The sequence below is a fragment of the Jiangella alba genome, from assembly GCF_900106035.1.
Taxonomy (GTDB): domain Bacteria; phylum Actinomycetota; class Actinomycetes; order Jiangellales; family Jiangellaceae; genus Jiangella; species Jiangella alba.
This window is the reverse complement of sequence record NZ_FNUC01000003.1, coordinates 1,841,292-1,867,114: the sequence shown is the minus strand read 5'-3', so window position 1 is coordinate 1,867,114 and position 25,823 is coordinate 1,841,292. Positions and strand designations below refer to the sequence as shown.

Below are 25,823 nucleotides of genomic sequence, written 5' to 3'. Positions count from 1 at the left end.
GCGGGACGGCACCAGAGGTGCCAGACTGTAATTTGATTACACGGCCAGCGAGGAGGGCACATGTCGGTCCAGGGATTCGCCGGCGACGGCTACGACGGCGTCACCGAGCTGCTGAGCAGGTTCGTCGCCGACAGACAGGAGACCGGCGCGGGCCTGTCGATCTGGTCGGGCGGCACCGAGGTCGTCAACCTCACCGCCGGCTGGAGCGACGCCGAACGGACGCGGCCCTGGACCCCTGACACCCTGGCGCACACCTACTCGACCTCGAAGCCGTTCGCCGCGCTGGCCACGCTGACCGCCGCGGCCACGGGCGCCCTGGAGCTGGACCGGCCGGTCGCGGCCTACTGGCCCGAGTACGGGCGCTCCGGCAAGGACCGCACGACGGTGCGCGACGTGCTGACGCACCGCGCCGGACAGCCGGCCTTCCCGCCCGCCGCCGAGACCGTCGACCTCGTCGACGAGGAGGCGCTGCGCGAGGTCCTCGCCGCCGCCCCGCCCGAGACGCCGCCCGGCACCGTGCTGGCCGAGCACGCGCTCACCTACGGGCACCTGCTCGACGGCCTGCTGCGCGCCGCCACCGGCCGGCCGCTCGGGCACTGGTTCAACGACGTCGCCCGGCCGGCGCTGGGCATGGACGCCTGGTTCGGCGTCCCCACCAGCGAGCTGCCGCGGGTGGCCGAGCTGGAGCACGGGCTGCCCGGCGGCGCGGCCCAGATGCTGACGGACGTCTGCCCCACCTACGACCGCGCGCTGTCGCGGCCGCACGGCGCCATGGACATGGGGCGCATCAACTCGACGGCGTTCCGGCAGTCGACCTTCGCCGCCATCAACCTGCACACGTCGGCGCGGGCGCTGGCCGGCTTCTACGCCACGGTCACCGACCCCGACGGCCCACTGCGCGAGCTGCTCGGCGAGAAGCTGCACGCCGAGTTCGTCACCACCCAGGTCACCGACGTCGACCAGACCGTGCAGGAGCGGGTGAACTGGACGCTCGGCATGTTCCGCACCGAGAACTTCATCGGCATGGGCGGGCTCGGCGGTTCGGCCGGTTACTGGTCGTTCGGCAACGACCACGCCGTGGGCTACGTGACCCGCCGCCTGCACGACCACGCCCGCATCGGCCAGATCGCGTTCTCGATGGGCGACAACCTGATCAAGGCCGTCTGAACGCCGTCATCGCCTCCGCCAGTTCGGCCCGGTACCGCTCGACGTTGGCCAGCTTGACGTCCTCGTAGCCGCGCACGAGGTCGGGCAGGCCGGCCACGTGCACGGCCTGCCCGAGCGACCCGGCGTCGAGCCGCGCCTCCAGTTCGTCCAGCACCGCGAGGTACTCGCGCACCAGCTCCCGCTCGACCCGGCGCACGTGCGCCCGGCCGAACGGGTCGAACGGGGTGCCGCGCAGGACCCGCAGCGACCGCAGCGCCCGGAAGACCACCCGGAACCACGGGCCCAGCCGCAGCTTGCGCTTCATGCCGAGCGCCCGCAGCACCGGCGGGTGCAGGTTCCACGCCGCCCGGGCGCCGGGACCGAACCGCTCCTCGATCTCCGCGCCGGCGTCGGGCCGCAGCGCCAGCCGGGCGACCTCGTACTCGTCCTTGTAGGCCAGCAGCTTGTGCAGGTTCCGCGCCACCGTCTCGGTGAGGACGGCAGACCGCGGGTCGGCGGCCGCCTCGGCGCGGCGCACCCGCTCGACCCGCGCCTCGTACCCGGCGGCGTAGGCGGCGTTCTGGTAGTCGGTCAGCTCGGCCACCCGCAGCGCCACCACGTCGGCGAGGGTGGCCGGCTCGGCCCGCCGCCGCCCGGCCAGCGCGGTGACGGCTTCGGGGTCGACGACGTACTGGCGGCCGCGGCGGAACGCCTGCAGGTTCGCCTCGACGGCCACCCCGTTGAGCCGGATCGCCTCCTCCACGGCTGCGGCGGGCAGCGGCAGCCCGCCGGCCTGGAACCCGGCGCCGACGACGAACAGGTTGGCGTACTGGTCGTCCCCGAACAGCCCGAGGGTGAGCTCGCGGGCGTCCAGCAGGTGCGTCGCCCGGGCCTCGGCCTCGACCCGTCCGGCCAGGTCGCCGACGTCCGGGAAGGTCACGGTGACGTCACTGACCATCGCGCCGGTCGGCAGCTCGGCGACGGAGAGCACCGCGGTGGTGCGCTCGGGCGAGGCCACGGCCAGGTGCGTCGGGTCGGCGGCGACCAGCAGGTCGCAGCCGAGATACAGGTCGCACTCCCCCGCGGCCAGCTTGTTCGCCTCGTCGCCCGCGCGCCGGAACCGGACGTCGGACACCACGGCGCCGCCCTTCTGGGCGAGCCCGGTCTGGTCGAGGGAGCGGACGTTCCAGCCGGCCAGCAGGCCCGCGGTGGCGAGGATCTGCGACGCGGTGACGACGCCGGTGCCGCCGACCCCGGCGAGCCGGACGCCGAACCCGTCGCGCTCCCCCGCCACGACCGGGTCGGGCAGCTCCGCCGCGTCGATGCCGGCGGCCGCCGCACGGCCGCGGGCGCCCGCGGGCACCGTCACCGTCAGGAAGGCCGGGCAGTCGCCCTCCAGGCAGCTGTAGTCGAGGTTGCAGGAGCCCTGGTGGATGGCGGTCTTCCGGCCGAACTCGGTGGCCACCGGGTGCACGGACAGGCAGTTGGACTTGCGGCCGCAGTCGCCGCAGCCCTCGCAGATGCGCTCGTCGATGACGACCCGCGTCTCGGGCTGATCGGACGCCGTGCGGCGGCGCCGGCGCCGCCGCTCGGTGGCGCACTCCTGGTCGTGCAGCAGGACGGTGACGCCAGGCGTGGCGGCCAGCACCCGCTCGGCCTCGGCGAAGCGGGACCGGTCCCAGACGGCGACGCCGGGCGGCAGCCTCCGGTGCCGGCCCGGGTCCTCGGTCGTGACGATGACGCGCGCCACGCCCTCGGCGCGGAGCACGTCCACCACCTGGGCGACGCTCATGCCGCCCGCGGGACGCTGGCCGCCGGTCATCGCGACCGCGGAGTTGTAGAGCAGCTTGTAGGTGAGGTTCACGCCGGCCGCGACGGCGGCCCGGATGGCCAGCGAACCGGAGTGGTCGAACGTCCCGTCGCCGAGGTTCTGCACGTAGTGCCCCCGGTCGACGAACGGCGCCATGCCGATCCACTGCAGCCCTTCGCCGCCCATCTGGCTCAGCCCGGTGACCGTCCCGGCCTGCGCCTCGTCCATCAGCAGGACCATGGCGTGGCAGCCGATGCCGGCGCCGACCAGCGAGCCGTCCACCGTCTTCGTCGACGTGTTGTGCGGGCAGCCGGAGCAGAAGTACGGCGCGCGCCGCAGCAGCGGCAGCCGGGTGCGACCGGCCACCGCCGACGGGTCGCGGTCCGGCTCGGCGGTGGTCAGGCCGTGCGCGGCGAGGCGGCGGGCGAGCCGGGCCGTGACGAGGTCGACGTCGAGCTCGCCGTAGGCCGGGAACAGCTCTGCGCCGGCGGGGTCGGTCTTGCCCGTCACGACCGGCCGGTGGTCGAGGTCGTACAGCGCCTCCTTGACCGCCGTCGCCAGGAAGGACCGCTTCTCCTCGACGACTACCACCTCGTCGAGGCCGGCCGCGAACTCGCGCAGGGTCTCGTCGTCGAGCGGGTACGGCATGGCGACCTTGAGCAGCCGCACCGGGCTGTCCTCGAGCGCGCCGGCGGGCAGGCCGAGCTTCTCCAGCGCCGTGACGACGTCGAGGTACGTACGCCCGGGCGCGACGATGCCGAGGCGGTCCGCCGGGCCGCGCCCGACCGTCCGGTTGAGGTCGTTCAGCCGCGCGTACTCGCGGGCCAGCCGCAGCCGGGTGGTGAGCTGGTCGCGTTCGAGCGGGCCGAGCGTCGGCTGCAGCAGCCGCGCCGTCGGCACGTGCCGGCCCGACCCGGCCGGGCGCACCGGCGCCGGGCCGTCGTCGCCGAGCACGACGGTCGAGGTGCCGTCGGCCACCGACGTCACGATCTTCAGGCCCACCCACAGCCCGCTGGACCGGGACAGCTCGACGGCGTGCAGCCCCAACTCCAGCACCTCGGCGCTGTCGGCCGGATACAGGAACGGCATCGCGAGGTCGGCGAGGGCGAACTCCGACGCGCACGGCACGCTGCTCGACTTCGCCGCCGGGTCGTCGCCGACCAGCACGAGCGCGCCGCCGCGCGGGTGCGCGCCCATGAGGTTGCCGTGGCGCAGCGCGTCGGTGGCGCGGTCCAGGCCCGGCGCCTTGCCGTACCAGATGCCCAGCACCCCGTCCCGGCTCGCGCCGTCGACCGTCGGGACCAGCTGGCTGCCCTGCACCGACGTCGCCGCCGCCTCCTCGTTCAGCCCGGGCACGAACGTCACCGCGTTCTCGTCCAGCAGCTCGCGGATGCGGTTCAGCTCGAGGTCGTAGCCGGCCAGCGGCGAGCCCTCGTAGCCGGAGACGAAGGTGGCGGTGTCGAGGCCCGCGTTGCGGTCGCGGCGGGCCTGCTCGATCGGCAGCCGGGCCAGGGCCTGCACGCCGGTCAGCTGAACCCGGCCCTGAGCCGCCGTGTAGCGGTCCCGGGGCCGTACGACGGTCACAGTCACGTCGAGCGTCCTCCGAGTCGTGCCGATGGTGCGCCCACTCTGGTGATCGGCATACCATCGGGTCAAGACCTGGCCGCTTCCGTTGGGCCAGTGGCCCATCATCCAGGCGCTTCGCGCGCCCCGAGCCGACCATTGGCCAGGTGCCCGTGACCCCTTCGCTCGACGGTCTGGACCTGTCGATCCTCCAGGTGAGCCTCGACCGGCCCCGGGCCGGCGTCCGCGAGTACGCCCGGCTGCTCGGCGTCGCCCGCGGCACCGTCCAGTCCCGGCTGGACCGCATGGCCCGGCTGGGCGTGATCACCGGCCACGAGCCGGGGGTCGCGGCGGCCGCGCTCGGCTTCCCGGCGCTGTCCTACGTGCGGCTGAACCTCGCGCAGGGCGTGCTCGACCACGTCACCGAACGCCTCGCGGAGATCCCCGAGGTCATCCAGGTCGACTCCATCGCCGGCGACGCCGACCTCATGTGCCACGTCGTCTCCACCGGCCCGGAGAACACCGAGGAGGTGCTCCAGCAGATCCTCGCGGTGCCGGGGGTGCTGCGGACCCGCACCGAGCCGGTGCTGCGCCGGCGCATCGCGCACCGCGTCCGGCCGCTGATCGACCGCATGGCGCGAGACACCGCCCCCTGACGGCGCCTCAGCGCGGGAACGCCGCCGCCAGGGCCCGCAGCAGCTCGGTGCCCCGATCGGTGTCGGGGAGCAGGTAGGAGCCCTCGGTCCACTCGTTCCAGGCGTTGACCGTCACGATGGGCGGCGCGTCCGGCTGCGCCGCGAGCAGTTCGGTGGCGTCGGCGGCCGCCTTCGCGATCGACGCCGACGAGCACTCGAACACCGGGGTCCAGCCGTAGCCGGGGTTGTTCTCCCACGGCCCGTCCGGCGAGGTCCGCGGCGAGCTGTCCCAGCCGACGGAGATGTTGGGCAGGAACGGCAGCGACAGCTCGCCGGGGTACGCGCGGTAGTGGTCGAACGCCTCCTCCCTGACGCGGTCCCAGTCGCCCACCGGGAACGGGTGGGTGGCGAGGTCGACGTGGTGCATCCAGGTGTAGGAGCTGGTCGACGCGACCGGCAGCGCCTGGAGCAGCTGCGCCGGCCGGTCGATGGTCACGTGGTTGGGCAGGACGCCGGCGCCCCACACGACGACGTCGAGATGGACGCCCGGCAGCCCGGCCCGCCGGGCCTTGGCGTCGAGGGAGCGCAGCGCGTCGGCGGCGGCGTCGACCCCGCCCATGGCCGCGACGAACGTGCCCAGCTCGTAGAGGGAGAAGAACGGGCGCCCGGCCACCGTGTAGTAGTCCGGCCGGCTGAAGTACGTCGCCACGATGTGGTCGGCCATCGCGTCGAAGGCGTCGCGGCCGACGGCGCCCGGACGCAGCAGCCGGGGCCGGGTCCGCGAGGTGGGCGCGGGCAGTGGGTACACGTCCATCAGGTCGTGGTTCGCCCACATGAGCGCGAACCGGAACGGGCTCCCGTCCAGAGTCCGGCCGAGGAACCCGCGGTCGAGGGCGCTCTGCAGGTAGGGCCCGTCGTCGTACCAGTAGAAGTCGAAGATGAAGCCGTCGATGCCGTGGTCACGGGCGAGGCGCACCTCGGACTCCATGACGACGGGGTCGCTCTCGTCGCGGTGGCCGAGCGCCGGCACCCGCGGCTGGCGATGTCCGGGGAAGCGGGGAACGGCGTTCTGGACCAGCTCCCACTCCGTGAAACCCGGCGAGATCCACGCGGCATCGCGCTCGTCGGCGTGCCAGTGCGGGAAGTAGTAGGCCAGTACATCGGGTCGCACGAGGTGTCCCACTTTCTGGTGGCGTCGGTCACTTGATGGCGCCCGCGAGGAAGCCGGCCCGCACCTGGCGCTGGAACACCAGGTAGAGCACGACGATCGGCAGGCTGATGAGCAGGTTGGCGGCGAACACCTTCGGCAGGTCGATGTGCCGCTCGCTCTGGAAGTAGGTGGGGATCTGGGTCACCACCTGGGCGGAGGGCTCCTGGAGGAACAGCAGCGGCAGGAAGTACTCGTTCCATGCGGCGAGGAACGTGAAGATGACGATGACGGCCATGATCGGCCGGGCCAGCGGCACGACGATGCGCGCGAAGAGCTGCCCGGCGCCGGCGCCGTCCAGCCGGGCGGCTTCGTGGATCTCGCCGGGGATCCCGGCCAGGTAGTTGCGGGCGACGAGCACCCCGAACGGAACGGCCAGCCCGCTCAGCGGGAGGATCACCGCGATCGGCGAGTCGAACAGGCCGAGCCGCTGCACGGTGACGAACAACGGCACCGTGAGCGCCATGCCGGGCAGCGCCAGCCCGGCGACGATCGCCAGCTGACTGGTCCGCCCGAGAGCGGCGCGCAACACGACCATGCCGTGGGCGGCGGCCATGGCGACCGCCGTGACGACGGCGACGGTGCTGCCGGCGATGACGAGGCTGTTGAGGAAGAAGCGCACGAACGGCGTGTCCGCGACCACCTCGACGTAGTTGCGCCAGCCCTCCCCCTGCAGCGACTCCCTGACCACGAGCAGCAGCGGGAGCAGGAAGACCAGCAGCAGGACGATCACGAGGACCTGGCTGACGACCCGGCCGGTCGTCGACTGATGACGGAACATCTCAGACCTCCCGCAGCCGCGAGAGCCGGACCTGCAGCACCGCGAACACCAGCGCGATCGCCACGAGGACGAGGGACAGCGCGGCGCCGTACCCGGCGTGGAAGCGCAGGATCGTCTGCTCGTACACGTGCAGCGTGAGCAGTTCGGTCGACGTTCCCGGCCCGCCGGCCGTGGTGAGCATGACGAGGTCGAACGTCTTCAACGAGCTGATCGCGGTCAGCACGACGAGCACCAGGTGCGCGCCGCGCAGGTGCGGCAGGACCACGGCGGTGAACATCCGCAGGTTGCCGGCGCCGTCGATCTGCGCTGCCTCCAGGGTGGCGGGGTCCACCTGGGCGATCGCCGCGTCGTAGATGACGAAGCTGTAGCCGGTGTACTGCCAGACGGTGATGACGACCAGCGTGGCCAGTGCGAAGGACGAGTCGGCCAGCCACGGCCGGGCAAGCTCACCCAGGCCGGCTGCGCGGAGCAGCCCGTTCAGCGCACCGTCCTGGTCGAGCAGGTAGCGGGCCGTCGTCCCGATGATCGCCGGTGAGAGCACCACCGGCACGAAGATCAGGACGCGCAGCAGGTTCCGCCCGCGCGCCTGGGTGCGGACCAGGACGGCCACCGCGAGACCGGCGCCGAGCTGCAGCACCGTGACCGCGACCGCGTAGACGGCCGTGTTCCGCAGGGCGGCCAGGAACACGTCGTCGGTGACGATCGCGGCGTAGTTGTCCAGGCCGACCGAGTTCCTGGTGGGCGCGATCCCGTTCCAGTCTGTGGTGCTGATGACGGCGTTGTAGACGATGCCGACGTGGACGACGCCGACGACCAGCATCAGCGCCGGGAGCAGCCAGAGGAACCCGGCCAGCCGGGCGCGCCGGTCGTGGCGCCGGGCCCGCGCCGGTACGCCGGGCGGACGGGCCGATGCCGGCCCGTCCGCCGCGCGGGCCAGCTGGGACGGGGCGGTCAACGGTCGAGGCCCGCGGACACCTGCTCGACCTCGGCCAGGGCGTCCTCGATCGAACCCGGATCGGCGATGATGGTCGACAGCGCCTGACCCAGGGCCGCTTCGAGGTCCGGGTACGGGATCTGCCGCGCCCCGACGAGATCCGCCAGGCCGTCCTGCTGCGCCTCGATGTTCTCGACCTGGTCGGGCACCACGACGTCGGCGGTGCTGATGGCGACCTCGGTGTTCGCCGGGAAGTTGGCCAGCGACGCCTGCACGTCCTGGCCACCGCCGTGGGTCAGGAACTCGACGAGGTCGTAGGCCTCGTCCGGCTGCGGGCTCTGCGCCGACACCGCCCAGCCGTTGTCCGGGCCGCCGAACAGTGCCGTGGGATCGTTGCCGCTCTGCGGGGCCGGGAACGGCGCGGCGTAGAACGGCCCGGACGGCTCGCCCGTGATCCCCTCGGCGGACAGCGCCAGCCCTTCGGCCGTCATGGTGCCCGCGGTGTTCCACGTCCCGAGCGCGATGAACGCCGCGTTGCCGGAGACGAACTCGTTGAACGCGTCGGGGTACTCCGCGCGCGACGCCGCACCCTCGGCGATGACACCGTTCCGGAACAGCGAGGCGAACTCCGTCGCGGCGGTCACGAATTCGGGCGCGTCCCACGCGACGTCGCCGGCGATGGCGTCGTACACGATCCCCGGCGCGTCGGAGTTGATGACGGCCAGGAAGACGTCGAGGTTGACCCAGGCGTCCTTGGCGCCGTGGGCCAGGCACTGACGGCCGGTCGCGACGACCGCGGCGCAGGCCGTCTCCCACTCGTCGAACGTGGTGGGCACCTCGACACCGGCTTCGTCGAGGACCGCCTGGTCGTAGTACACGAGTCCGGCTGCGCTCATGATGCCGGGCAGCGCGGCCTGCTTGTCGTCGAAGGCGAGTTGCTCGAGGCCGGCCTCGTAGTAGGCGTCGCGCCACTGCTCGCCCAGGCTCTCCTCCAGGTGCGGGACGAGATCGGCCGCCAGCGGCTCGTAGTTCGTCAGCATGCCGCCGGGCTGCACCTGGAAGACGTCCGGGCCGTCGTTGCCCGTCAGGGCGGGACGCAGTGCCTGGAGGTAGTCGGTGTAGGCGTACGGGCGGAACTCCACGGTGACACCGGGGTGTTCCTCCTCGAACGCGGCGATCGTCTCCTCGGCGGCCGCGATGTTCCAGCCGACCATCGTCAGCCGCACGTCGTCCGAGCCGCCGCCGGACGTGTCGCCGGACCCGCTTCCGCAGGCGGCGCACAGCAGGACCAGGGCGGCCGCGGGTGCGGCGAACCGTGCGGCGTGGGGTGTTCTCATCGGTCGAGCTCCTTTGCTGAAGCGATGGTGTCCGGCCGCAGCTCGATCCCGTCGACGTGGAAGGTGCCGGTGCCGTCGCCCTCCTCCGGGTCGAGCCGGAGCTGTCGCAGCACGCCGGTCCAGCCGGCGACCGCGCTCAGGTCCAGCTCGTGGTCGACGTAGCCGGTCTCACCCGGAACGAGCGGGATGCGGATGCTGTTGGCCTCACTGAAGTTCGGCTCGGCCTCGGTGGTGAAGTACAGGGTGCCGTGCGTCGCGGTGGTGTCGACGGCCATGCGGATCGACACCGTGGTGAGCTCGGTGAGGTCGACCCAGAGGTCGGGCGCGGAGTAGAACTGCGGGTCCGGCCCGGTGATCGTCCCGCCCACTCCCCCGTCGTGCCACCCGAACCCGTCGATGTGGCCGGCGCCACCCCACCCCTCGGCGGACTCGTCGAAGGTCCACGTGCGCTTGGTGTTGAGCGAGGTCAGGACGAACGGCTCGACCCGGACGGTGTCGACCCGCAGCTGCTCGCCCGCCTCCGCGCCCACGACCTCGACGGAGAGCTGCTCCAACGTTCCCTTCCAGGCTGGCACCGCATCCATGCCGACCTGGTAGGTCGTGAACGTCTCGTCGTGCGCGGTGAGCTCGAACGGGACGGTGTGCTCGGTGCCGTCCGGGTCGGCGGTGGTGCGGAACCGGAGGACGCCCTGGCGGGCGGACGAGTCGTTGCGCAGCCGCAGGGTCACGGTGTCGGCGTTGGCGAGGTCGGCCCGCAGCTCCGGCGAGCGGAGCACGTCACCGTCGCCGTCGAGCGGGACGTCGACGGAGCCGCCGGGCTGCCACGTCGCGCCCGGCGCCGTCCACCCGTCGAGGCCGTCGTCGGCGAAGTGCGCGGCGTACACCGCGTGATCTGGCGCGAGCCGCACGTGCCCCAGCTCCAGCCGGCCCGCGTCGGCGGAGACCTCGACGCCGACCTGGTGGATCGTGCCCGCCCAGTCCGGGGCGTCGGTGAGGTCGACGACGTAGGCGGTGTGACCGCTGTTCGCGGCGATGCGGAACGGGCGGCGGCCCTCGACGGTCCGGCCGTCAGGAGTGGTCGCCACGTAGCGCAGCTGGGCCTCGCGGGCGGCGGTGCGGTTCTCCAGGTCGACGAGGACGGAGCGGAACTCGCCGGCGTCGATCTCGAGGTCGCCGGCGGAGAGCAGCGCAGCGCCGGGTCCCGCGACGTCGGCGCCGATGGTGCCGGCCTCCGACCAGTGCGGGCCGTCCACCGGCCCGGCCCCGGTCCAGCGGTCGGTGCCGTTGGTGAACTCCCACGACGTGCCCGACTGCGGCGGCGCGGTGTCGCGGGCCGAGCGGACCCCCAGTTCGGCCACCTCCGGCGCGCCTCCGGTGGTCCCGGTGACGAGCAACTGCACGGCGTCGGCACGGGTCATGCCGAGCTCGACGGTGGTGGCGGCGTCCAGCACCCCGCCGCGATGCACGGTGCGCCAGCCGCGGGCGTCGTGCAGGCGCAACTCGAACGAGGTGATCGTGGTGTCGGCGGTCCGCGGCACCACGTCGACGCGGTCGAACGGCACTGTGCGGCCGAAGGACAGGCCGACGTGGTCGCCGGACGCCTGGGTGCCGCGCCAGTACGTGCCCACCCGGCCGTCGCTGACCTGCCCGGCGTTGGTCGCGAACCACTGCGCGGGCGCGAACGACGATGCGCTGGCGTACGCGCTGCCGATGAGGCCGGCCGGGTCGCCGTCCAGTCCGGCCGCGCCGACGGCGTACTCGAAGTAGTCGTGGTAGTAGGTGCCGCTCTGCGCGAGAAACACCACCATGATCTCGTGCTGGCCCTCGGAAAGGCCGCGCACCTCGAACGCGGTGCGCCGCGGTTCGTCGTGCTCGCCGTACAGCGAGACGACGCCCTGGGACAGCCCGTCGACGAACACCTCGGCCTCCGTGCCCTTCGGGCCGGCCGGAGCCACCCAGCGCACGGCGTTGCCCTCGAAGCCCGCCCGGATGAAGCTGCGGAAGAAGGCGTCGCGGCGGCCGCCGGGGTTGTAGAGGTAGCTGTGCGTGCCGCCCGAGCTCGCCGGGTCGGCGACCGTCACCCAGTCGCTCGCCGCGGGTGTGACGTGCGCCTCGTAGTCGGTCGTGTGGTCGTCGTCCTCGATACGGTGCCAGCCGGGAGACTGCTCCGGCAGCGGTTCCACCGCCGGCGGCCCGGCCTGCTCCCCCGCGTCCGGATGGTCGCCGGTGTCGTAGAGATAGCTGAACCGGCCGTCCGGCGCGGCGTCGCCTGAGACGTAGGCGTCCATGATGTCGTCGCTCTGCTGGTGGTCCCACCACTTGAAGGCCAGCCGCAGCGGATCGTCCGAGCCGTCCAGCGCGGCCCGCGGCACGGCGACCATCAGCTCGTCCTTCGCGGTCCGGTACGGCAGCGCCTCCCCGGCCGTCTCCCAGCCGTCTCCAGTGGAGCGCTCCAGCCGGGCGTCGTCCTCGCCGTGCCAGCGCACCCGCAGGTCGTAGCCGGACCAGCCGGTGGCGCCGTCGGAGTCGGCGTCGAGGTACAGCGTCATCCAGCCGTCACCCGACACGTCGGTCAGCCGTTCCCGGCTGCGCGCGTAGAAGTAGACGTTCTCGCCGTCCCTGGTGACCTTCGCCGAGACGATGTCGTTGCGGCCGGTGCGGTTGACGTACGTCCGGGCGTCGACGCCGGCGTGCTCGCGCGGCGCGGTGTCACCCTGGTGGTCGGCGTACTCGGGCGTCACGTCGCGCCACTGGCCGAACCCGCCGCGCAGGTCGATGGTGCGCTCGCCCCCGGTACCGGCGGGCGGCGCCACCCCTTTGTACCGGCGGATGTTGTCGACCAGCTGCAGGTAGTAGTTGTCGCCGTAGCCGCCGGTCATCGGGGCGAGGTCGCGGCTCCAGCGGGTGTTCACGACGTCGTAGAAGACCAGCGGGTCGGTGGCTCGCGCCGCCCAGTTGCCGGCGATCCACTCGTTCCACTCGAGCACGAGGATCGTCTCGGGGTCGGCCTCGATGGCGTGGTCCCACTGCTCCTGGAAGTTGTACCCGGCGTTCTCCGCGCCGGGCGACTCGTCCTCCGCGCCGTCGTGGAAGCTGCGGCTGCGCGACGGCGGGTCGTCCAGCCCGTACCACGCGGTGTAGCTGAAGATCGACGAACTGCCGGAGTTCTGCGCGGGCGACACCGCCATCTGCTCCAGCTGGCCGTCGGCGTCGTGGTTGCCGCGCTGCGGGCGGTCGAAGCTGATCCAGTCCCAGCCGCCGGTGGGCTGCTGCGGCTCGTTCGGCCACTGGGCGTAGCGGAAGGTGAAGAAGTCGCGGACCTGCGCAGACGGGGCGGCGCCCAGGATCAGCGGTCTGCCGTCCCATTGGAACCAGGTGCTGGGATACCGGTGCGGCGCGTCGTCGGCGTAGAACGTCCAGTAGAGCTCGTCCATGGCGCGCGTCGAGTCGGTGTGCGTCATGAAGACCACCTGCGGCGCCCGCACGCCTTGGGCCTGCAACTCGACGATCGTCCGCATGAGCAGGATCGCCTGCGGCTTGTAGAGCTCCCAGTTCGACGCGTCGAGGACGAGGTAGTCGACCTGCGCGGCGGCGAGCAACTGCAGGTCGCGGCGGACCACCCACGCGTCGTCGCTGCGGAAGAAGCCGTAGAGCGGCTCGCCCCAGTAGGCGAAGTGGCCCGGCCCGGGGAAGGCGCCGCTGCCGGGCGTCTGCCACGCGAGCGGGTCCTCGGCGAGGGTGGCGTTGTTGTCGAAGACGTTCTTGTACTCGCGCATGTCGTTGGACCCGTGCCAGAGCACGTAGAACACGCCCACCGTGCGGTCGTCGCGCGGTGCCGGCGCCGTGGTGTGGTCGGTGAGCTCGCGGCCGAGCGCGTCGGTCGCCACCAGCGGACCACCCGGCGCCATGACGTCCGGAACCGTCTCGACCGGCCCGCCGGCCGCCTCGCCGTCCTCCGGGCCGGCCGCGGCTCCGGGCCCGGACAGGGCGAGCACGACGGCCGCCGCGGCGGCGACCACCGCCATCGGCCGGCGCCAGCGCATCGAACGGGTGTCAGTGCTCACCGTGACCTCCTTGTCGCGTCGGCTGCGGATCGACTTGCACGTATTGCGCAATCATTGCCCTGGCAGACGGCCAGAGCTAGCATGATCTGGTCCTGAAGTAGCACGAAACGCTCAGGGGTAACCCATGATCACGCGCTACCGACGCCGCGAGACGCTTCCGGTCGTAGGCCCGGCGATCGCCGCGGAGCTGATGGACGGCCTGGGAGAGGTCGGCCCGCACAGCCACGAGTTCATCGAGATCGTGGTGGTCGAGAGCGGCCGCGCCGACCACGAGACCCGCTCGTCCCGGCGGTCGGTGCGCCGGGGCTACTGCGCGGTGCTGCGGCCCGGCGAGTGGCACAGCTGGCGCCACTGCCACGACCTGCGCGTGTGGAACATCTACCTCGGCACCGAGGTGCTGCAGTCGGCGTTGAGCTGGCTGCGCGACACCCCCGAGTGCAGCAGTCTCATCAGTCCGCCCGCCCCCGGCCGGGTCACCGAGCGCGCCCTGGCCGGTCCCGCGCTCGCCAGCGTCATCGACTGGCTCTCCGCCGTGCCGCCGCGGCACCCGTCCGACGGCATCTCGTCGTCGGCCCAGCGGGTCGGCCTGCTGACCGCAGCGCTCGGCGAGATCGCCGCGGCGCCGGAGCTGGACGAGTCGGCCGCGGGCCTGCGCCCGGCGCCGCACCTGCCGACGTCGATCGCCAGCACGCTGCGGCTGCTGGAGCACGACGTCGCCCACCCGTGGACCCTCGGCGAGCTCGCCGACCGCACCCATCTGTCGCCGTCGCACCTGTCGAGGCTGTTCTCGCAGGCCACCGGCATGGCGCCGATCACCTACCTCGCCCGGCTCCGGGCCGAGCACGTCGCGGCCGACCTCATCAACGGCGACGACCCCATCGCGGAGATCGGCGGTCGCTACGGCTGGCCCGACCCGAACTACCTCAGCCGGCGCTTCCGCCACGTGTTCGGCATCTCGCCGCGAGCGTACCGGCGCCGCTACGGGCAGGCGGCGTCGCCACGGCCCTGACCGGCCGTATACGCTCGGCGTTCGATGAGCGACGACACCTCGGCGCCCCGCGTGCTCGACCGGATCGACTGGCCGGTCCACACCGCCCGCCTCACGCTGCGCCCCGCCCGTCCCGACGACGCCGACGCCGTCTGGGAGTACCGCCGCCTCGAGCCGGTGGCCCGCTGGCTGACCGACCTCCCCGACGACGCCGCCGGCTTCCGCGCCCGGTTCGCCGAGCCCGGCCGGCTGGCCACGACCGTGGTGGTCGAGCACGACGCGGCCGTCATCGGGGACCTCATGGTGCGGGTCGAGGACGCCTGGGCCCAGACCGAGGTGGCCGCGGCCGCCCGCGGCGTCCAGGCCGAGCTGGGCTGGGTCTTCGACCCCGCGAGCCAGGGCCACGGCTACGCCACCGAGGCCGTCCGCGAACTGCTGCGGCTCTGCTTCACGGAGCTGGGGCTGCGCCGCGTCACCGCGCTGTGCTTCGCCGACAACGAGCCGTCCTGGCGGCTGATGGAACGCGTCGGCATGCGCCGCGAGGCGCACAACGTCGCCGACTCGCTGCACCGCTCCGGCCAGTGGCTCGACGGCCTCGGCTACGCGCTGCTCGCCGAGGAGTGGAAGTCAGCCTGACCCGTCCGTGACGCGGCGCGGGCCGGTGCCGTCCGCGCCGAACACGTCGTCGGGGTTGAGCAGGTAGCACGCCTTCATCGACAGGCAGCCGCAGCCGATGCAGCCGGTGAGCTCGCGCTGCAGGTTCTCCAGCTCGCGCTTCTTCGCCTCGAGCTGGTCCTGCCAGCGCTTGGACAGCCGGTGCCAGTCGTGCGAGTCGGGCATGCGCTGCATCGGCAGCGTCGCGAACACCTCGGCGACGTCGGCGAGTGAGATGCCCAGCCGCTTGGCCACCAGGATCAGCGAGATGCGCCGGATCATGAACCGCGGGTAGCGGCGCTGGTTCCCGGACGTGCGCGACGACTCGATCAGGCCGAGCTGCTCGTAGTAGTGCAGGGCCGAGACCGCCACCCCGGTGCGGCGCGACACCTCGCCCACCGTGAGCAGATCGTCGGGCTCCAGCGCGCTCACCTCCACGGTTGACCTCAAGCTCCCTTGAGATTCTAGGTTTCCGGACCATGACGACAACAGACGACCGCCCGGCGAGCTTCCGCGAGCTGTTCGGCGCGGGCCGGGCCACGACCTCGCTGGTCCTGGCCGGCGGCATCGCCCTGCATGCCGTGAACATCTTCCTCACCACCAGCCTGTTGCCCACCGCGATCGACGAGATCGGCGGCGAACGGCTCTATGCGTGGAGCACGACGGTGTTCATGATCGCCTCGGTGATCTCGTCGATGCTGGTAAGCCGCACGCTGGCCCGGCGCGGACCGGTCGCCGCCTACCTGTTCGGGCTGGCGCCGTTCGTGCTCGGCGCCGTCATCGCCGCCGTCAGCCCGACGATGACGACGCTGCTGGCCGGCCGCGCCGTACAGGGCTTCGGCGGCGGCATGCTGGCCGGGCTCGGCTACGCCGTCATCCAGCGGGCCTACCCCGAGCGGCTCTGGGCCCGGGCGACGGCGCTGGTGTCGGCCATGTGGGGCGTCGGGACGCTGGTCGGCCCGGCCATGGGCGGCGCGTTCGCCCAGCTGGGCGCCTGGCGCTGGGCGTTCGGCGCGCTGGCGCTGGCCGGCGTCGCGCTGGCCGTCCTGGTGCCGCGGGCGCTGCCGCGCTCGGACGGCGCGGCCGTCGCCGAGCCCGTCCCGTACGTCTCGCTCGTCCTGCTGACCGCGGCGACCGCGCTGATCAGCGTCGCGAGCCTGCGCGACGACACGGTACAGATGGTGGGCGTGGTCGCCGCCGCGGTGGTCGTGATCGGCGCGTTCGTGCGCTGGGAGCGGCGCTCGCCGGTGCGGGTGCTGCCGCGGTCGACCTACGTGGCCGGGTCGCCGTTGAAGTGGCTGTACGCCGGCATCGCGATCCTCGCCGTCGGCACGGTGTCGGAGGCGTTCACGCCGCTGTTCGGGCAGCGGCTGGCCGGACTGGAGCCGGTGGTCGCGGGGTTCCTCGGCGCGGCCGTGTCGCTCGGCTGGTCGGCCACCATGCTGGTCAGTTCCGGGGCACAGCGGCCCGAGGCGGTGCGCCGGCTGCGCATCGCCGGGCCGGGCGTCATGGCCCTCGGCCTCGCCGTCACCGGCGTGTTCCAGCGGGAGGACGCCGGCGTCTGGCTGGTGGTCGTCTGGGTGCTCGGGCTGGTCGTCGCGGGCGCCGGGATCGGGCTGGCGTTCCCGCACGTCGTCGTCGCGGTGATGAGCAGCTCGTCCGACCCGGCCGAGGCGGGCAAGGCCAGCGCCGGCGTCAACACCGTCGAGCTGATCGGGCTGGCCATCGGGTCGGCCGTGGGCGGGCTGCTGCTCAACCTGGGCGCGCCGTCGATGCTGGTGTCGGCCCGGTACCTGCTGTTCGGGCTGGCGGCCGCGGGGGTCGTAGGCGTGGTGGTCGCGCTGCGGGCGTCGGCCGTCAGCGCGGCAGCGACCGCAGCCAGCGGGTCAGCAGGGCGCTGACGTCGTCGGGGCGTTCCTGCTGGATCCAGTGGCCGGCGCCGTCGACGAGGTGCGAGCCGCGCAGGCCCGGCATCGTCGTGGGCAACGCCTCGATGGCGCCGGCCAGCGTGACCACCGCGGCGTCGAGGGCGCCGGCGACGAACAGCGACGGCTGGGTGATCGGCGCGCCGGCGTGCCCGGCGAGGTCGGCCCAGTCCTGGTCGAAGTTGCGGTACCGGTTCAGCGCACCGGTCAGCCCGGTCCGTTCGAACTCCGCGGCGACGACGTCGAGGTCGGCGTCGCTCAGCCAGCCCGGCTGGGCGTCGGGGAACCGTTCGCGCATGGCGTGGCCGGCCGGGATGAGCGCCGCCGGTGGCGCGTCCGGGCCGGGCATGGTGCCGGCGGACAGCCACGCGTAGAAGCCGCGCAGCCAGCCGCGCACGTCCGGCTCGATCTCGGCCTCGGCCCGGCCCGGCTGCTGGAAGTAGCTGACGTAGAACTCGTGTCCCGGCGGGACCATCTGGGCGAAGACGTCGCTGGGCCGAGGGCCGCCCGGCGGCGTGTAGGGGACGCTCAGCAGCGCGACGGCGCGGAAGACGTCTGGGCGCAGCAGCGCCGAGTCGGCCGCGACGACCGACCCGATGTCGTGCCCCGCGATGACCGCCTGCCGCTCGCCGAGCGCCTCGACGACCGCCACGTTGTCCTCGACGAGGTCGCCGACGCGGTACGCGCCCACCTCCCCCGGCCGCGACGACCGTCCGTACCCGCGCAGGTCGATCGCGACGGCCCGGTAGCCGGCCGCCGCCAGCGCCGGCAGCTGGTGCCGCCACGAGTACCAGCCCTCGGGGAAGCCGTGCAGCAGCAGCACCAGCGGACCCTCGCCCTGTTCGACCAGGTGGATGCGGCCCGCGGGCGAGCGCACCAGCCGATGGGTGAGACCCGCCGCTGCCGTCGTCGTCATGGGTGTCACGCTAGTGGACCCCTGGAGGAGGCACCGACGTGACCGGCGACTTCGAGCTGACCGACGACGAGCTGCGGGTGGTGGCCCGCTACGCGGCCGAGTCTGCGCAGCAGGTGCTGCCCGTCTTCGAGCAGGCCTGCCCGGACGACCTCCGGCCGCGCGCCGCCCTCGACGCCGCCTGGACGTTCGCCGGCGGCGGGCGCCGGACCAAGCTGCAGCGGGTGACGTCGCTGGACGCGCACCGGGCCGCGGCCGCGGCGCCCACCGAGGCCGCCCGCCTCGCCGCCCAGGCCGCCGGCGACGCCGCGTCGGCCGCCTACCTGCACCCGATCGCCAAGGCGCACCAGGTCGGCCACATCCTCCGCGCCGCCGCCAACGCCGCCCGCATCGCCGAGCTCACCGCCGGCGACGACCCCCGCGCCGGCGACGCCGCCCTCGACCTCGCCCGGCAGCGCGCCACCCCCGTCCTCGTCGACGTCCTGCGCCGCTATCCGCCCGCCCCGGCCGGCCGCAGCCGTCCCGCCCACCTCATGTCCGCCCTCGACGCCGCCCTGCGCGCCCTGGGCTCACCAGCCACGCCCGCGGATCCGGCGGACGCCCGGGAGACCAGCGGATAGCGACCGCCGCGAGCCGGCAAGCGCCGGTTTCCCGGGCGTCCGCCGGTTCCCGGGTGGGGTTGCGGGCGGCGTCGGCCAGTCCGCCCTGGCGCTGCGCTGGCGTTGTGGCGAGAGTAGCGGCGCCGGCAGGACTGGCCTGACCCCGAGCTCGGGTTGTCGGCGCGGTTCAACACCGCACCAACGTCACAGCCGTACATCTAGGACGCCGGGATGCCGCGTGCACTCAGCACGGCGGCGATCGACGCCCAGTCGGGGGCGGTCGGGGTGGGCTGGTAGCGCAGGGCGTTCTTGTCCTTGAAGCCGCTCGACGTGCAGATGCACACGACCGGCCCGTCGAACGTGGCGCCGGCGGCGAGGCGGCGGCGCAGGCCCGCCACGCCGATCACGCCGGACAGCTCCTGCCACATGCCGAACCGGGCCAGCAGGTCCTGCGCGGCCAGCATGCCCGCGTCGTCCACGCCGACGACGGAGCCGGTGGTGTGGGTCATGACGTGGGTCGCGCGGTAGCCGCCGGTGGTGGTGGCGACCGAGTACGCGTCCGTCGGCGTGGCCTCCACCGTCACCGCCGGCTGCCCGGACCGCAGGGCCGACGCGATGACGTCGCGCCCGGCCACCTCGGCGGCGTGGATCGCCGGCACCCGATCGGCCACCCCCAGCAGGCGCAGCTCCTCGAACCCCTTCCACACGCCGTAGAGCAGCTCCCCGTACCCGGCCGGGACGAAGACCGCGGCGGGCACGCGGTGCCCCAGCTCGACGAACAGCTCGTAGGCGATGGTCTTGTAGCCCTCGGGCCCGAACGGGTGGCCGGTGTGCGTGACGGTCTGGTTGCTCACCGGCTGGAAGCCGAGGCGGTCGACGACGTCCTTGACGACGCTCCAGCGGGCGTCGCGGGGCACCGACAGGACGGTGGCGCCGTACGCACCGACGAACGACTCGACCGCGGGCGGCGCGCCGGTCGACATGACGACGACGCACGGCAGGCCGACCGCCGCCGCCATGGCCGCCGCGGACGCCCCGTGGTTCCCGGACGACGCGACGACGACACCCGGAGCGCCGGACAGGGCGGCGGCGCTGACGGCGCACAGGTTGAGGCGGTCCTTGTGGCTCCACGTCGGGTTGCGGCTCTCGTCCTTGAGCAGCACGGGCACGTCGGTGTCGAACAGCGCCGACGCGTCGAGCAGGGACGTCCCGCCGATGCCGCGGACCAGGCCGGGGTGCAGCGGCGGCAGCAGCGGCGCCCAGGCGGACGCGTCGGCCGGCACCGCCGAGCGCCCGAACAGCCCGTCGACGACGCCCGGCGCGAGCGCGGCGTAGTCGTAGGCCACCTCGAGCGGGTACGCCATCGTCTCGGTGCTCGACCGCGGGCAGCCCGCGACCAGCGGCGGCCAGAGCGGATAGCTGAGGTCGTGGTCGTGGACCGCCCGCTGACCCGTCGCCACGGAGGGCGACAGGTCAGCGGCGGCGACCGCCGGTTGGCTCAGGCTCATCGCTTGAGCGAGACGTAGAACGCGGTGACGGGGCCGTCGGCGGACGAGCCCCAGATCGAGTGCCGGACGCCGGCGGGGATCACGAACGCCGAGCCGCCGGTGATCGGGACGCGCTCGCCCGGCAGGCCGACGACGCCGGACCCGGAGATCACGTAGTAGTACTCCGGGTGCTCGTGCGCGCCGCCGAGCTGCTCGTCGGTCGGCGCCTCGGCGCGGTGCTTGTAGTCGATGAGCCCGCCGCGCGCGCCGTAGTCGACGCCCAGCGTGTCGGCGTTGAGCAGCCGCCAGCTGGTGCGGGTCGCGTTGTCGTTGGTCTCGACGTCGTCGGGCGTGATGATCTGCATCGTGCGTTCCCTTCGGCTGTGGGGTGGTGCGGTGACGGGTGCGGCGTCAGGCCCGGGCGCCTCCCTTCTCCGCCGCGACGGCGACGGGGTGCCAGCAGGCGGCGCCGTGGCCCGGCGCCAGGTCGGTGAGCGGCGGGTCGTCGCCCGCGCAGGACGCCGACGCCTTCGGGCAGCGCGGGTGGAACGCGCAGCCGGTCGGCCGGTGCCGCAGCGACGGCGGTTCGCCGTCCAGCAGGACGCGGGCCCGCCGCTGCCCGGGCACGCGGGAGGGGACGGCCCGCACCAGCGCCTGGGTGTAGGGGTGGCGCGGGGTGTCGAGGACGTCGCGCGCGGGCCCCTGCTCCACGATGCGGCCCAGGTACATGACGGCGACGCGGTCGCAGACCCGCCGCAGCAGCGACACGTCGTGCGAGACGAGCAGGACGGCGACGTCCAGGCGCCGCGCGAGGTCGGCGAGCAGCCTCACGACGCCGGCGGCGGTGTGCTCGTCCAGCATGGAGACGGGCTCGTCGGCGAGGATCACCCGCGGCTCGACGACCAGTGCGCGGGCGATCGCGACCCGCTGCCGTTCGCCGCCGCTGAGCTGGTACGGATACCGGTCGAGGTAGTCGGCCACGGGTGTCAGGCCGGCGTCGTCCAGTGCCTGGGTCACCCGCCGGTCCCGGTCGGCGTCGTCCGCGGCGAGGCGCTGGGCGACGAGCGGCTCGGCGACGGCGTCGCGCACGCGCAGCCGCGGGTTCAGCGAGTCGTACGGGTCCTGGAAGATCATCTGCACGTGCCGGCGCAGCGGCCGCCAGTCGGCGCGGTCGCCGGCGGCCAGCTCGTGCCCGGCGACGCGGATGGCGCCGTCGTCGACGGACGTGAGGCCCACGAGCGTCGCGGCCAGCGAGCTCTTGCCGCAGCCGCTCTCCCCCGCCAGCCCGACGACCTCGCCGCGTCCTACGGTGAGCGAGACGTCGCGCAGCACGGTCAGCTCGCTGGACCGGCGCAGCGCCGCCAGCCCGCGCCCGCCGGCGAAGCTCACCGTCACCCCGGACACCTCGAGCGCCGGTGCCGCCTCACCGGCCGGCCGCGGCACGACCACCCCGGCGTCGGCCGGCCGGTTCAGCACCTGCGCCGGCGTGCCGGTCGCCTGGACCCGGCCGTGCTCCAGCGCCACGACGTGGTCGCACAGCTCGTTCGCCACCCCGAGGTCGTGGGTGACGACGAGCAGCGCCAGGCCGAGCTCCTCCTTGGCCCGCACCAGCAGCTCCAGCACGCGGTCCTGGACGATGACGTCCAGCCCGGTGGTCGGCTCGTCGGCGACCAGCACCGACGGCTCGAGGACGGTGGCCATGGCGATCAGCGCGCGCTGGCGCATGCCGCCGCTGAACTGGTGCGGGTAGGACGACGCGCGGTCGGCGTGGATGCCGACGCGCTCCAGCGACTGGTGCGCCAGCGCCAGCGCCGCCTTCCGCCCGACGTCGCGGTGGGCGCGGACGACCTCGGCGATCTGCGCGTCGACCGCCATGACGGGGTCGAGCGCGCTCATCGCGGCCTGCGGGACCAGCGCGAGGTGCTCCCAGCGCAGCCGCCGCCGGTGCCGTTCCGGCATCGTCAGCAGGTCGGTGTCGTCGAAGCGGACTTCGCCGGTCACCGTCGCGGTGCGCGGGAGCAGCCCGAGGACGGCCTTGCCCGCCGTCGTCTTGCCGGAGCCGGACCGCCCGATCAGGCCGACGGTGCGCCCGGGCGCGACGGTGAGGTCGAGGTGCTCCAGCGCCTGACGGTCGCCGTGGGCGCCGCGGTAGGTGACGGCCAGTCCGCGGACGTCGAGACCGGGGCCCGTCACGGCTGCCGGCTTTCCCAGCGGTGTGCCTGCGCCGACTCGTAGGCGCGGCCGAGCAGCGACATGCACAGGACGAACAGCATGATGGCGAGGCCCGGGAAGAACGCCCACCACCAGGTGGTGTTCAGCTCGGTCGAGGTGAACGCGTCGAACATGATCGTCCCCCAGGAGATGGAGTCGGGCGGGGCGAGGCCGAGGAAGCTCAGGCTGGCCTCGGCGATGACGGCCTCGGTGACGAGGAACAGGCCGTAGAGCATGGCCAGCGAGACGACGTTCGGCGCGATGTGGCGGTACAGCACCCGCCGCGGCCGGGCGCCGCCCACCACGGCGGCGCGGACGAACGGCCGCTGTTTCAGGCTCAGCACCTGGGCGCGGACCACGCGCGCCGTCGTCCGCCAGAACAGCGCCGCGATGGCCAGCAGCAGCACGACGTCGGAGCGGCCGAGGATGCCGACCAGCACGATCGCGAACGGCAGGAACGGCAGCGCGTAGGCGCTGTCGGTGATGCGCATGAGCAGCGCGTCGGTGCGCCCGCCGGCGAACCCGGCGACGAGCCCGACGTTGACCCCGATGACGACCGTCACCAGGGCGCCGACGAAGCCGACGACGAGCGTGCGGCGGGTCCCCCAGATCACCTGGCTGAGCACGTCGCGCCCGTAGCTGGTGGTCCCGAACGGGTGCTCCAGGCTCGGCGGGATCGAGCGGGCCGGCTCGCCGTTCGCCAGCTGCAGCCGGGCGAACGGGTCGTACGGCGCGATCCACGGGCCGATCAGCGCCACCAGCACGAACAGCCCGAACCCGATGAGCGCGAGCTTCGCGCCGGGGGTGCGCCAGACCCGCTGGGCCGCCTGCCAGCCGACGGTCGCGATGGCCGCGCTCATGCCAGCCTCACCCTCGGGTCGAGGTAGGCGTAGGCGACGTCGATGACCGCGTTCACGACGATGACCGTCACCGCCGTCAGCAGGAAGATCCCCTGCATCATCGGGTAGTCGTAGTTGTTGACGGCCTCGACGACGCCGCGGCCCATGCCCGGCCACGAGAACACCGTCTCGACGATCACCTGGCCGCCGATGATGTTGTCGACGAGCGCCGGCGCCAGCGTCACCACCGGCAGCGCCGCGTTGCGGGCGCCGTGCCGGTAGACGATGCGCCGCCGCGGCAGCCCCTGCGCCCGGCCGAGCTCGATGAACTCCTGGTCGAGCACCTCCTTCATCGAGGTGCGCATGGTCAGCGTCGGCTCGACCAGGTAGTAGAGCACGAGGATGGTCAGCGGCAGCGCGAGATGGTGCAGGAAGTCCAGCGACAGGAACCGGGTGAGGCCGTCACCGCCCTCGCCCGGCGAGAACATGCCCAGCGACGGCACCCAGCCCAGGGTGAGCCCGAACAGCGTCAGCGCCAGCGTCGACACCCAGAAGATCGGCGAGGCCTTGATGACGAACGCGGAGGTGCGCACGCCCTCGTCGAACCGGCGGCCCGACGTCGCGGCGAAGGCGCCGAGCCCGATGCCGATCGCGACGGCCAGCAGCACCGCCGGCACCACCAGCACCGCGGAGTTGACCAGCCGGTCGCCCAGCACGTCCACGACCGGCACCTTGTACTGGAAGGACGTGCCGAGGTCGCCCTGCAGCAGCGCCAGGCAGTACGACAGGAACTGCTGGGGCAGCGGCTGGTCCAGGCCGTACCGCTCCCGCAGCTGGTCGGCGACGGCCGGGTCCATGTCCGGCCCGACGACCGCGGCGGCGGGGTCGCCCGGGACGGCGCGGAAGAGCAGGAACGTCAGCGGCACCAGCACCGCGAGGGTGACCATCATCTGCAGCAGCCGGCTCAGCAGGAACCGGGCCAGCGGGCGGCCGCCGCGTCGCCGTTCCGGAGCCGGCGGATCCGCGGTGACCGGTGGGGTGGTGTCTGTCGCCATGGCTACGCACCTCCGCTCAGGAACCGGTCTCGGGGTAGTAGAGCCGTCCGTCCGGCCCGAACGCGTAGCCCGCGTCGGCCAGCGCCTCCATCGCCGCGCCGGCGTCGTACTCGAACGGCGCCAGGTCCGGGTCGTGCCACTGCTCCAGGCTCGGCGCGATCACCGAGCCGCCCGGCTCGGCCGCGCCCTCCATGACGACGTCGACGAGGTCGTCGTAAGGGACCAGCGCGCGCAGCGCGACCCGGAAGGCGCGGTCGTCGAACGGCGCCCGGGACGTGTTGAGGTGCAGGCCGCGCCAGCCGTGGCTCTGGGTCTCGACGACGGTGACGCCGTCGGCCTCCTTCAGCGACTGGTACTGCGTGGCCGGCTGCACGTCGTCGTAGAGGTCGATCTCGCCGGACGTCAGCGCGCTGATGCCGGCCTCGAAGCTGCCGAGGATGGCGAGCTCCAGCCGGTCGGCCGCGGGCGCGTCGTAGTGGTCCGTCCGGGCCGCGAAGCTCAGCGACTCGCCGATGCGGCGCTGCTCCAGCACGAACGGGCCGGACCCGACCGGCGCGTCGTTCGTGAACGTCGTCGGATCGGCGACCGTCGACCACACGTGCTGGGGCAGGATCGGCAGCTGGGTGAGCGTCACGTCGGTGAAGGCCGCGGCCGGCGCCGCCAGCGTGATCGTCACCGTCTGACCGTCCGCCGCGACGCCGCTCACCCCGGACAGCCCGGCCGCGTAGAGCGGCGCGGCGGTGTCGCGCAGGTACTCGACGGTGAAGGCGAGGTCCGCGCCGGTGACGGGAGTGCCGTCGCTGAAGGTCATGCCGTCGCGCAGCGTCAGCGTGACCTCCGAGCCGGACACCTCGACGCTCTCGGCGGCGCGCTCGACGGTCTCGCCGTCCGCGTCGATCGCCAGCGGCGTGTCGTAGACCAGCGACAGCGGGATCTGGCTCTCCAGGGTGTCGACCAGCACCGGGTTGAGCGTCGGCGGGTCGAAGACGGTGCCGACGACCAGCGTGTCGCGGTCGTCCAGCGGGGTCGCCGCGGTGGCGTTCCAGACGTTGAACAGCGGGTAGCCGACGGCCGGCTCGATGCCCTCCCACCGGTCGGACCGGTACGCCGCGCCGACGACCGGGTAGATCAGCGGCACCACCGGCACCTCGTCGTAGAGGATGCGCTGCGCCTCCTCGACCGCGGCGCGCCTGGTCTCGGCGTCGTCGGCCTGGTTCTGCTCGAGGTAGGCCGCGTCGTAGCCGGGGTCGACGAACATCGAGACGTTCGACCCGGCGTCGGTGGCGCCGTCCGACTGGAACCGGCTCAGCAGGTTGTCCGGGTCGAGGCGCTCCGGCGTCGGCCCGTACGACACGACGAACGCGTCGTAGTCCTTCCCGGTGAACGTGCGCGCGTTCAGCTGGGCGTCGTCGACGGGGAGCAGCTCGGCGTCGATGCCGGCCTCCTGCCAGGCCTCGACGATCATCCGCGACAGCTCGAACCGCGACGGGTCGTTGGCCGCCGTCTTCGTCAGCAGCTGGATGGTGGGGACGGGTTCGCGGCCCGCGACGTCGTCGATGGTCGGCGCGTCGGCCGGCCCACGCTCGTCCACCGGCACGCTGGTACAGGCCGCCACGGCCAGCGCGGTGCAGAGCAGGAGCGAGCAGGAGGTGAGGCTGGTGTAGCGACCACGCAT

General features: G+C 73.4%; 20 protein-coding genes. 6 read left to right on the top strand and 14 right to left on the bottom strand.

Annotated elements, in window-relative coordinates:
* Positions 1 to 60: 60 nt before the first annotated feature.
* Positions 61 to 1,167, top strand: coding sequence for a serine hydrolase domain-containing protein (locus tag BLV02_RS11110; RefSeq protein WP_069112790.1), 1,107 nt, complete (start codon positions 61 to 63; stop codon positions 1,165 to 1,167).
* Here the strand turns inward: BLV02_RS11110 and BLV02_RS11105 are convergent.
* Complete coding sequence (locus tag BLV02_RS11105) at positions 1,154 to 4,540, bottom strand: indolepyruvate ferredoxin oxidoreductase family protein (RefSeq protein ID WP_069112791.1); 3,387 nt, start codon at positions 4,538 to 4,540, stop codon at positions 1,154 to 1,156. The two genes, BLV02_RS11110 and BLV02_RS11105, sit on opposite strands and share 14 nt — an antisense overlap.
* 146 nt (positions 4,541 to 4,686) lie before the next feature.
* Between BLV02_RS11105 and BLV02_RS11100 the strand changes: the two genes are divergently transcribed.
* The gene (locus tag BLV02_RS11100) at positions 4,687 to 5,175 is read left to right on the top strand and encodes an Lrp/AsnC family transcriptional regulator (protein ID WP_216094346.1); all 489 of its coding nucleotides are present in this window, start codon (positions 4,687 to 4,689) and stop codon (positions 5,173 to 5,175) included.
* Positions 5,176 to 5,182: 7 nt separating this feature from the next.
* On the opposite strand, the gene BLV02_RS11095 is transcribed toward BLV02_RS11100, so the two are convergent.
* Genes BLV02_RS11095 through BLV02_RS11075 form a run of 5 tightly spaced genes read right to left on the bottom strand, consistent with a single transcriptional unit; the run spans position 5,183 to position 13,477 of the window.
* On the bottom strand, positions 5,183 to 6,325 hold the full coding sequence (locus tag BLV02_RS11095; RefSeq protein ID WP_069112792.1) for a glycoside hydrolase family 99-like domain-containing protein: 1,143 nt from the start codon (positions 6,323 to 6,325) through the stop codon (positions 5,183 to 5,185).
* Positions 6,326 to 6,353: 28 nt separating this feature from the next.
* Positions 6,354 to 7,142, bottom strand: coding sequence for a carbohydrate ABC transporter permease (locus BLV02_RS11090; RefSeq protein WP_069112793.1), 789 nt, complete (start codon positions 7,140 to 7,142; stop codon positions 6,354 to 6,356).
* Between the two features lies 1 nt (position 7,143).
* Positions 7,144 to 8,097: a carbohydrate ABC transporter permease gene (locus BLV02_RS11085; RefSeq protein WP_069112794.1), complete on the bottom strand. Its 954-nt coding sequence runs from the start codon at positions 8,095 to 8,097 to the stop codon at positions 7,144 to 7,146.
* Positions 8,094 to 9,413 carry an ABC transporter substrate-binding protein gene (locus BLV02_RS11080; RefSeq protein ID WP_069112795.1) on the bottom strand — a complete coding sequence of 440 codons (1,320 nt, stop codon included), beginning with the start codon at positions 9,411 to 9,413 and terminating at the stop codon, positions 8,094 to 8,096. The genes BLV02_RS11085 and BLV02_RS11080 overlap by 4 nt, the downstream gene beginning before the upstream one ends.
* On the bottom strand, positions 9,410 to 13,477 hold the full coding sequence (locus BLV02_RS11075; protein ID WP_141711685.1) for a hypothetical protein: 4,068 nt from the start codon (positions 13,475 to 13,477) through the stop codon (positions 9,410 to 9,412). Before BLV02_RS11075 ends, BLV02_RS11080 begins: the two co-directional genes overlap by 4 nt.
* 124 nt (positions 13,478 to 13,601) lie before the next feature.
* Here BLV02_RS11075 and BLV02_RS11070 point away from each other — a divergent pair, with 124 nt between their 5' ends.
* Positions 13,602 to 14,486, top strand: coding sequence for a helix-turn-helix transcriptional regulator (locus tag BLV02_RS11070; protein WP_069112797.1), 885 nt, complete (start codon positions 13,602 to 13,604; stop codon positions 14,484 to 14,486).
* Positions 14,487 to 14,510: 24 nt separating this feature from the next.
* Positions 14,511 to 15,101: a GNAT family N-acetyltransferase gene (locus BLV02_RS11065; protein ID WP_069112798.1), complete on the top strand. Its 591-nt coding sequence runs from the start codon at positions 14,511 to 14,513 to the stop codon at positions 15,099 to 15,101.
* Here the strand turns inward: BLV02_RS11065 and soxR are convergent.
* A complete protein-coding gene (soxR, locus tag BLV02_RS11060) occupies positions 15,093 to 15,551 on the bottom strand; it encodes a redox-sensitive transcriptional activator SoxR (protein ID WP_069112970.1) in 459 nt (152 codons plus the stop codon). The two genes, BLV02_RS11065 and soxR, sit on opposite strands and share 9 nt — an antisense overlap.
* A gap of 47 nt (positions 15,552 to 15,598) precedes the next feature.
* On the opposite strand from soxR, the gene BLV02_RS11055 reads away from it, so the two are divergent.
* Positions 15,599 to 17,020 (top strand): MFS transporter, encoded by a 1,422-nt coding sequence (locus tag BLV02_RS11055; protein WP_069112799.1) that lies wholly within the window; start codon positions 15,599 to 15,601, stop codon positions 17,018 to 17,020.
* Here the strand turns inward: BLV02_RS11055 and BLV02_RS11050 are convergent.
* Complete coding sequence (locus BLV02_RS11050) at positions 16,977 to 17,960, bottom strand: alpha/beta fold hydrolase (RefSeq protein ID WP_069112800.1); 984 nt, start codon at positions 17,958 to 17,960, stop codon at positions 16,977 to 16,979. The genes BLV02_RS11055 and BLV02_RS11050 overlap by 44 nt on opposite strands.
* A gap of 38 nt (positions 17,961 to 17,998) precedes the next feature.
* On the opposite strand from BLV02_RS11050, the gene BLV02_RS11045 reads away from it, so the two are divergent.
* Positions 17,999 to 18,577 carry a putative immunity protein gene (locus tag BLV02_RS11045; protein WP_069112801.1) on the top strand — a complete coding sequence of 193 codons (579 nt, stop codon included), beginning with the start codon at positions 17,999 to 18,001 and terminating at the stop codon, positions 18,575 to 18,577.
* Between the two features lie 197 nt (positions 18,578 to 18,774).
* On the opposite strand, the gene BLV02_RS11040 is transcribed toward BLV02_RS11045, so the two are convergent.
* Genes BLV02_RS11040 through BLV02_RS11015 form a run of 6 tightly spaced genes read right to left on the bottom strand, consistent with a single transcriptional unit; the run spans position 18,775 to position 25,823 of the window.
* The gene (locus BLV02_RS11040; RefSeq protein WP_069112802.1) at positions 18,775 to 20,064 is read right to left on the bottom strand and encodes a threonine synthase; all 1,290 of its coding nucleotides are present in this window, start codon (positions 20,062 to 20,064) and stop codon (positions 18,775 to 18,777) included.
* On the bottom strand, positions 20,061 to 20,408 hold the full coding sequence (locus tag BLV02_RS11035; RefSeq protein WP_069112803.1) for a cupin domain-containing protein: 348 nt from the start codon (positions 20,406 to 20,408) through the stop codon (positions 20,061 to 20,063). Before BLV02_RS11035 ends, BLV02_RS11040 begins: the two co-directional genes overlap by 4 nt.
* A 46-nt stretch (positions 20,409 to 20,454) precedes the next feature.
* On the bottom strand, positions 20,455 to 22,236 hold the full coding sequence (locus BLV02_RS35605; protein WP_069112804.1) for an ABC transporter ATP-binding protein: 1,782 nt from the start codon (positions 22,234 to 22,236) through the stop codon (positions 20,455 to 20,457).
* Positions 22,233 to 23,114, bottom strand: a complete 882-nt coding sequence (locus BLV02_RS36450; protein WP_083288870.1) for an ABC transporter permease — start codon at positions 23,112 to 23,114, stop codon at positions 22,233 to 22,235. Before BLV02_RS36450 ends, BLV02_RS35605 begins: the two co-directional genes overlap by 4 nt.
* Positions 23,111 to 24,148: an ABC transporter permease gene (locus BLV02_RS11020; RefSeq protein WP_083288871.1), complete on the bottom strand. Its 1,038-nt coding sequence runs from the start codon at positions 24,146 to 24,148 to the stop codon at positions 23,111 to 23,113. Before BLV02_RS11020 ends, BLV02_RS36450 begins: the two co-directional genes overlap by 4 nt.
* A 16-nt stretch (positions 24,149 to 24,164) precedes the next feature.
* Positions 24,165 to 25,823, bottom strand: coding sequence for an ABC transporter substrate-binding protein (locus tag BLV02_RS11015; protein WP_069112805.1), 1,659 nt, complete (start codon positions 25,821 to 25,823; stop codon positions 24,165 to 24,167).

What these genes read in the sequence shown, in the direction of transcription:
- BLV02_RS11015 (WP_069112805.1), bottom strand. Translation starts at nt 25,823, where the DNA reads ATGCGTGGTCGCTACACCAGCCTCACCTCCTGCTCGCTCCTGCTCTGC.
- BLV02_RS11065 (WP_069112798.1), top strand. Translation starts at nt 14,511, where the DNA reads ATGAGCGACGACACCTCGGCGCCCCGCGTGCTCGACCGGATCGACTGG.
- BLV02_RS11090 (WP_069112793.1), bottom strand. Translation starts at nt 7,142, where the DNA reads ATGTTCCGTCATCAGTCGACGACCGGCCGGGTCGTCAGCCAGGTCCTC.
- BLV02_RS11055 (WP_069112799.1), top strand. Translation starts at nt 15,599, where the DNA reads ATGACGACAACAGACGACCGCCCGGCGAGCTTCCGCGAGCTGTTCGGC.
- BLV02_RS11080 (WP_069112795.1), bottom strand. Translation starts at nt 9,413, where the DNA reads ATGAGAACACCCCACGCCGCACGGTTCGCCGCACCCGCGGCCGCCCTG.
- BLV02_RS11035 (WP_069112803.1), bottom strand. Translation starts at nt 20,408, where the DNA reads ATGCAGATCATCACGCCCGACGACGTCGAGACCAACGACAACGCGACC.
- BLV02_RS11050 (WP_069112800.1), bottom strand. Translation starts at nt 17,960, where the DNA reads ATGACGACGACGGCAGCGGCGGGTCTCACCCATCGGCTGGTGCGCTCG.
- BLV02_RS36450 (WP_083288870.1), bottom strand. Translation starts at nt 23,114, where the DNA reads ATGAGCGCGGCCATCGCGACCGTCGGCTGGCAGGCGGCCCAGCGGGTC.
- BLV02_RS11070 (WP_069112797.1), top strand. Translation starts at nt 13,602, where the DNA reads ATGATCACGCGCTACCGACGCCGCGAGACGCTTCCGGTCGTAGGCCCG.
- BLV02_RS11040 (WP_069112802.1), bottom strand. Translation starts at nt 20,064, where the DNA reads ATGAGCCTGAGCCAACCGGCGGTCGCCGCCGCTGACCTGTCGCCCTCC.
- BLV02_RS11110 (WP_069112790.1), top strand. Translation starts at nt 61, where the DNA reads ATGTCGGTCCAGGGATTCGCCGGCGACGGCTACGACGGCGTCACCGAG.
- BLV02_RS11020 (WP_083288871.1), bottom strand. Translation starts at nt 24,148, where the DNA reads ATGGCGACAGACACCACCCCACCGGTCACCGCGGATCCGCCGGCTCCG.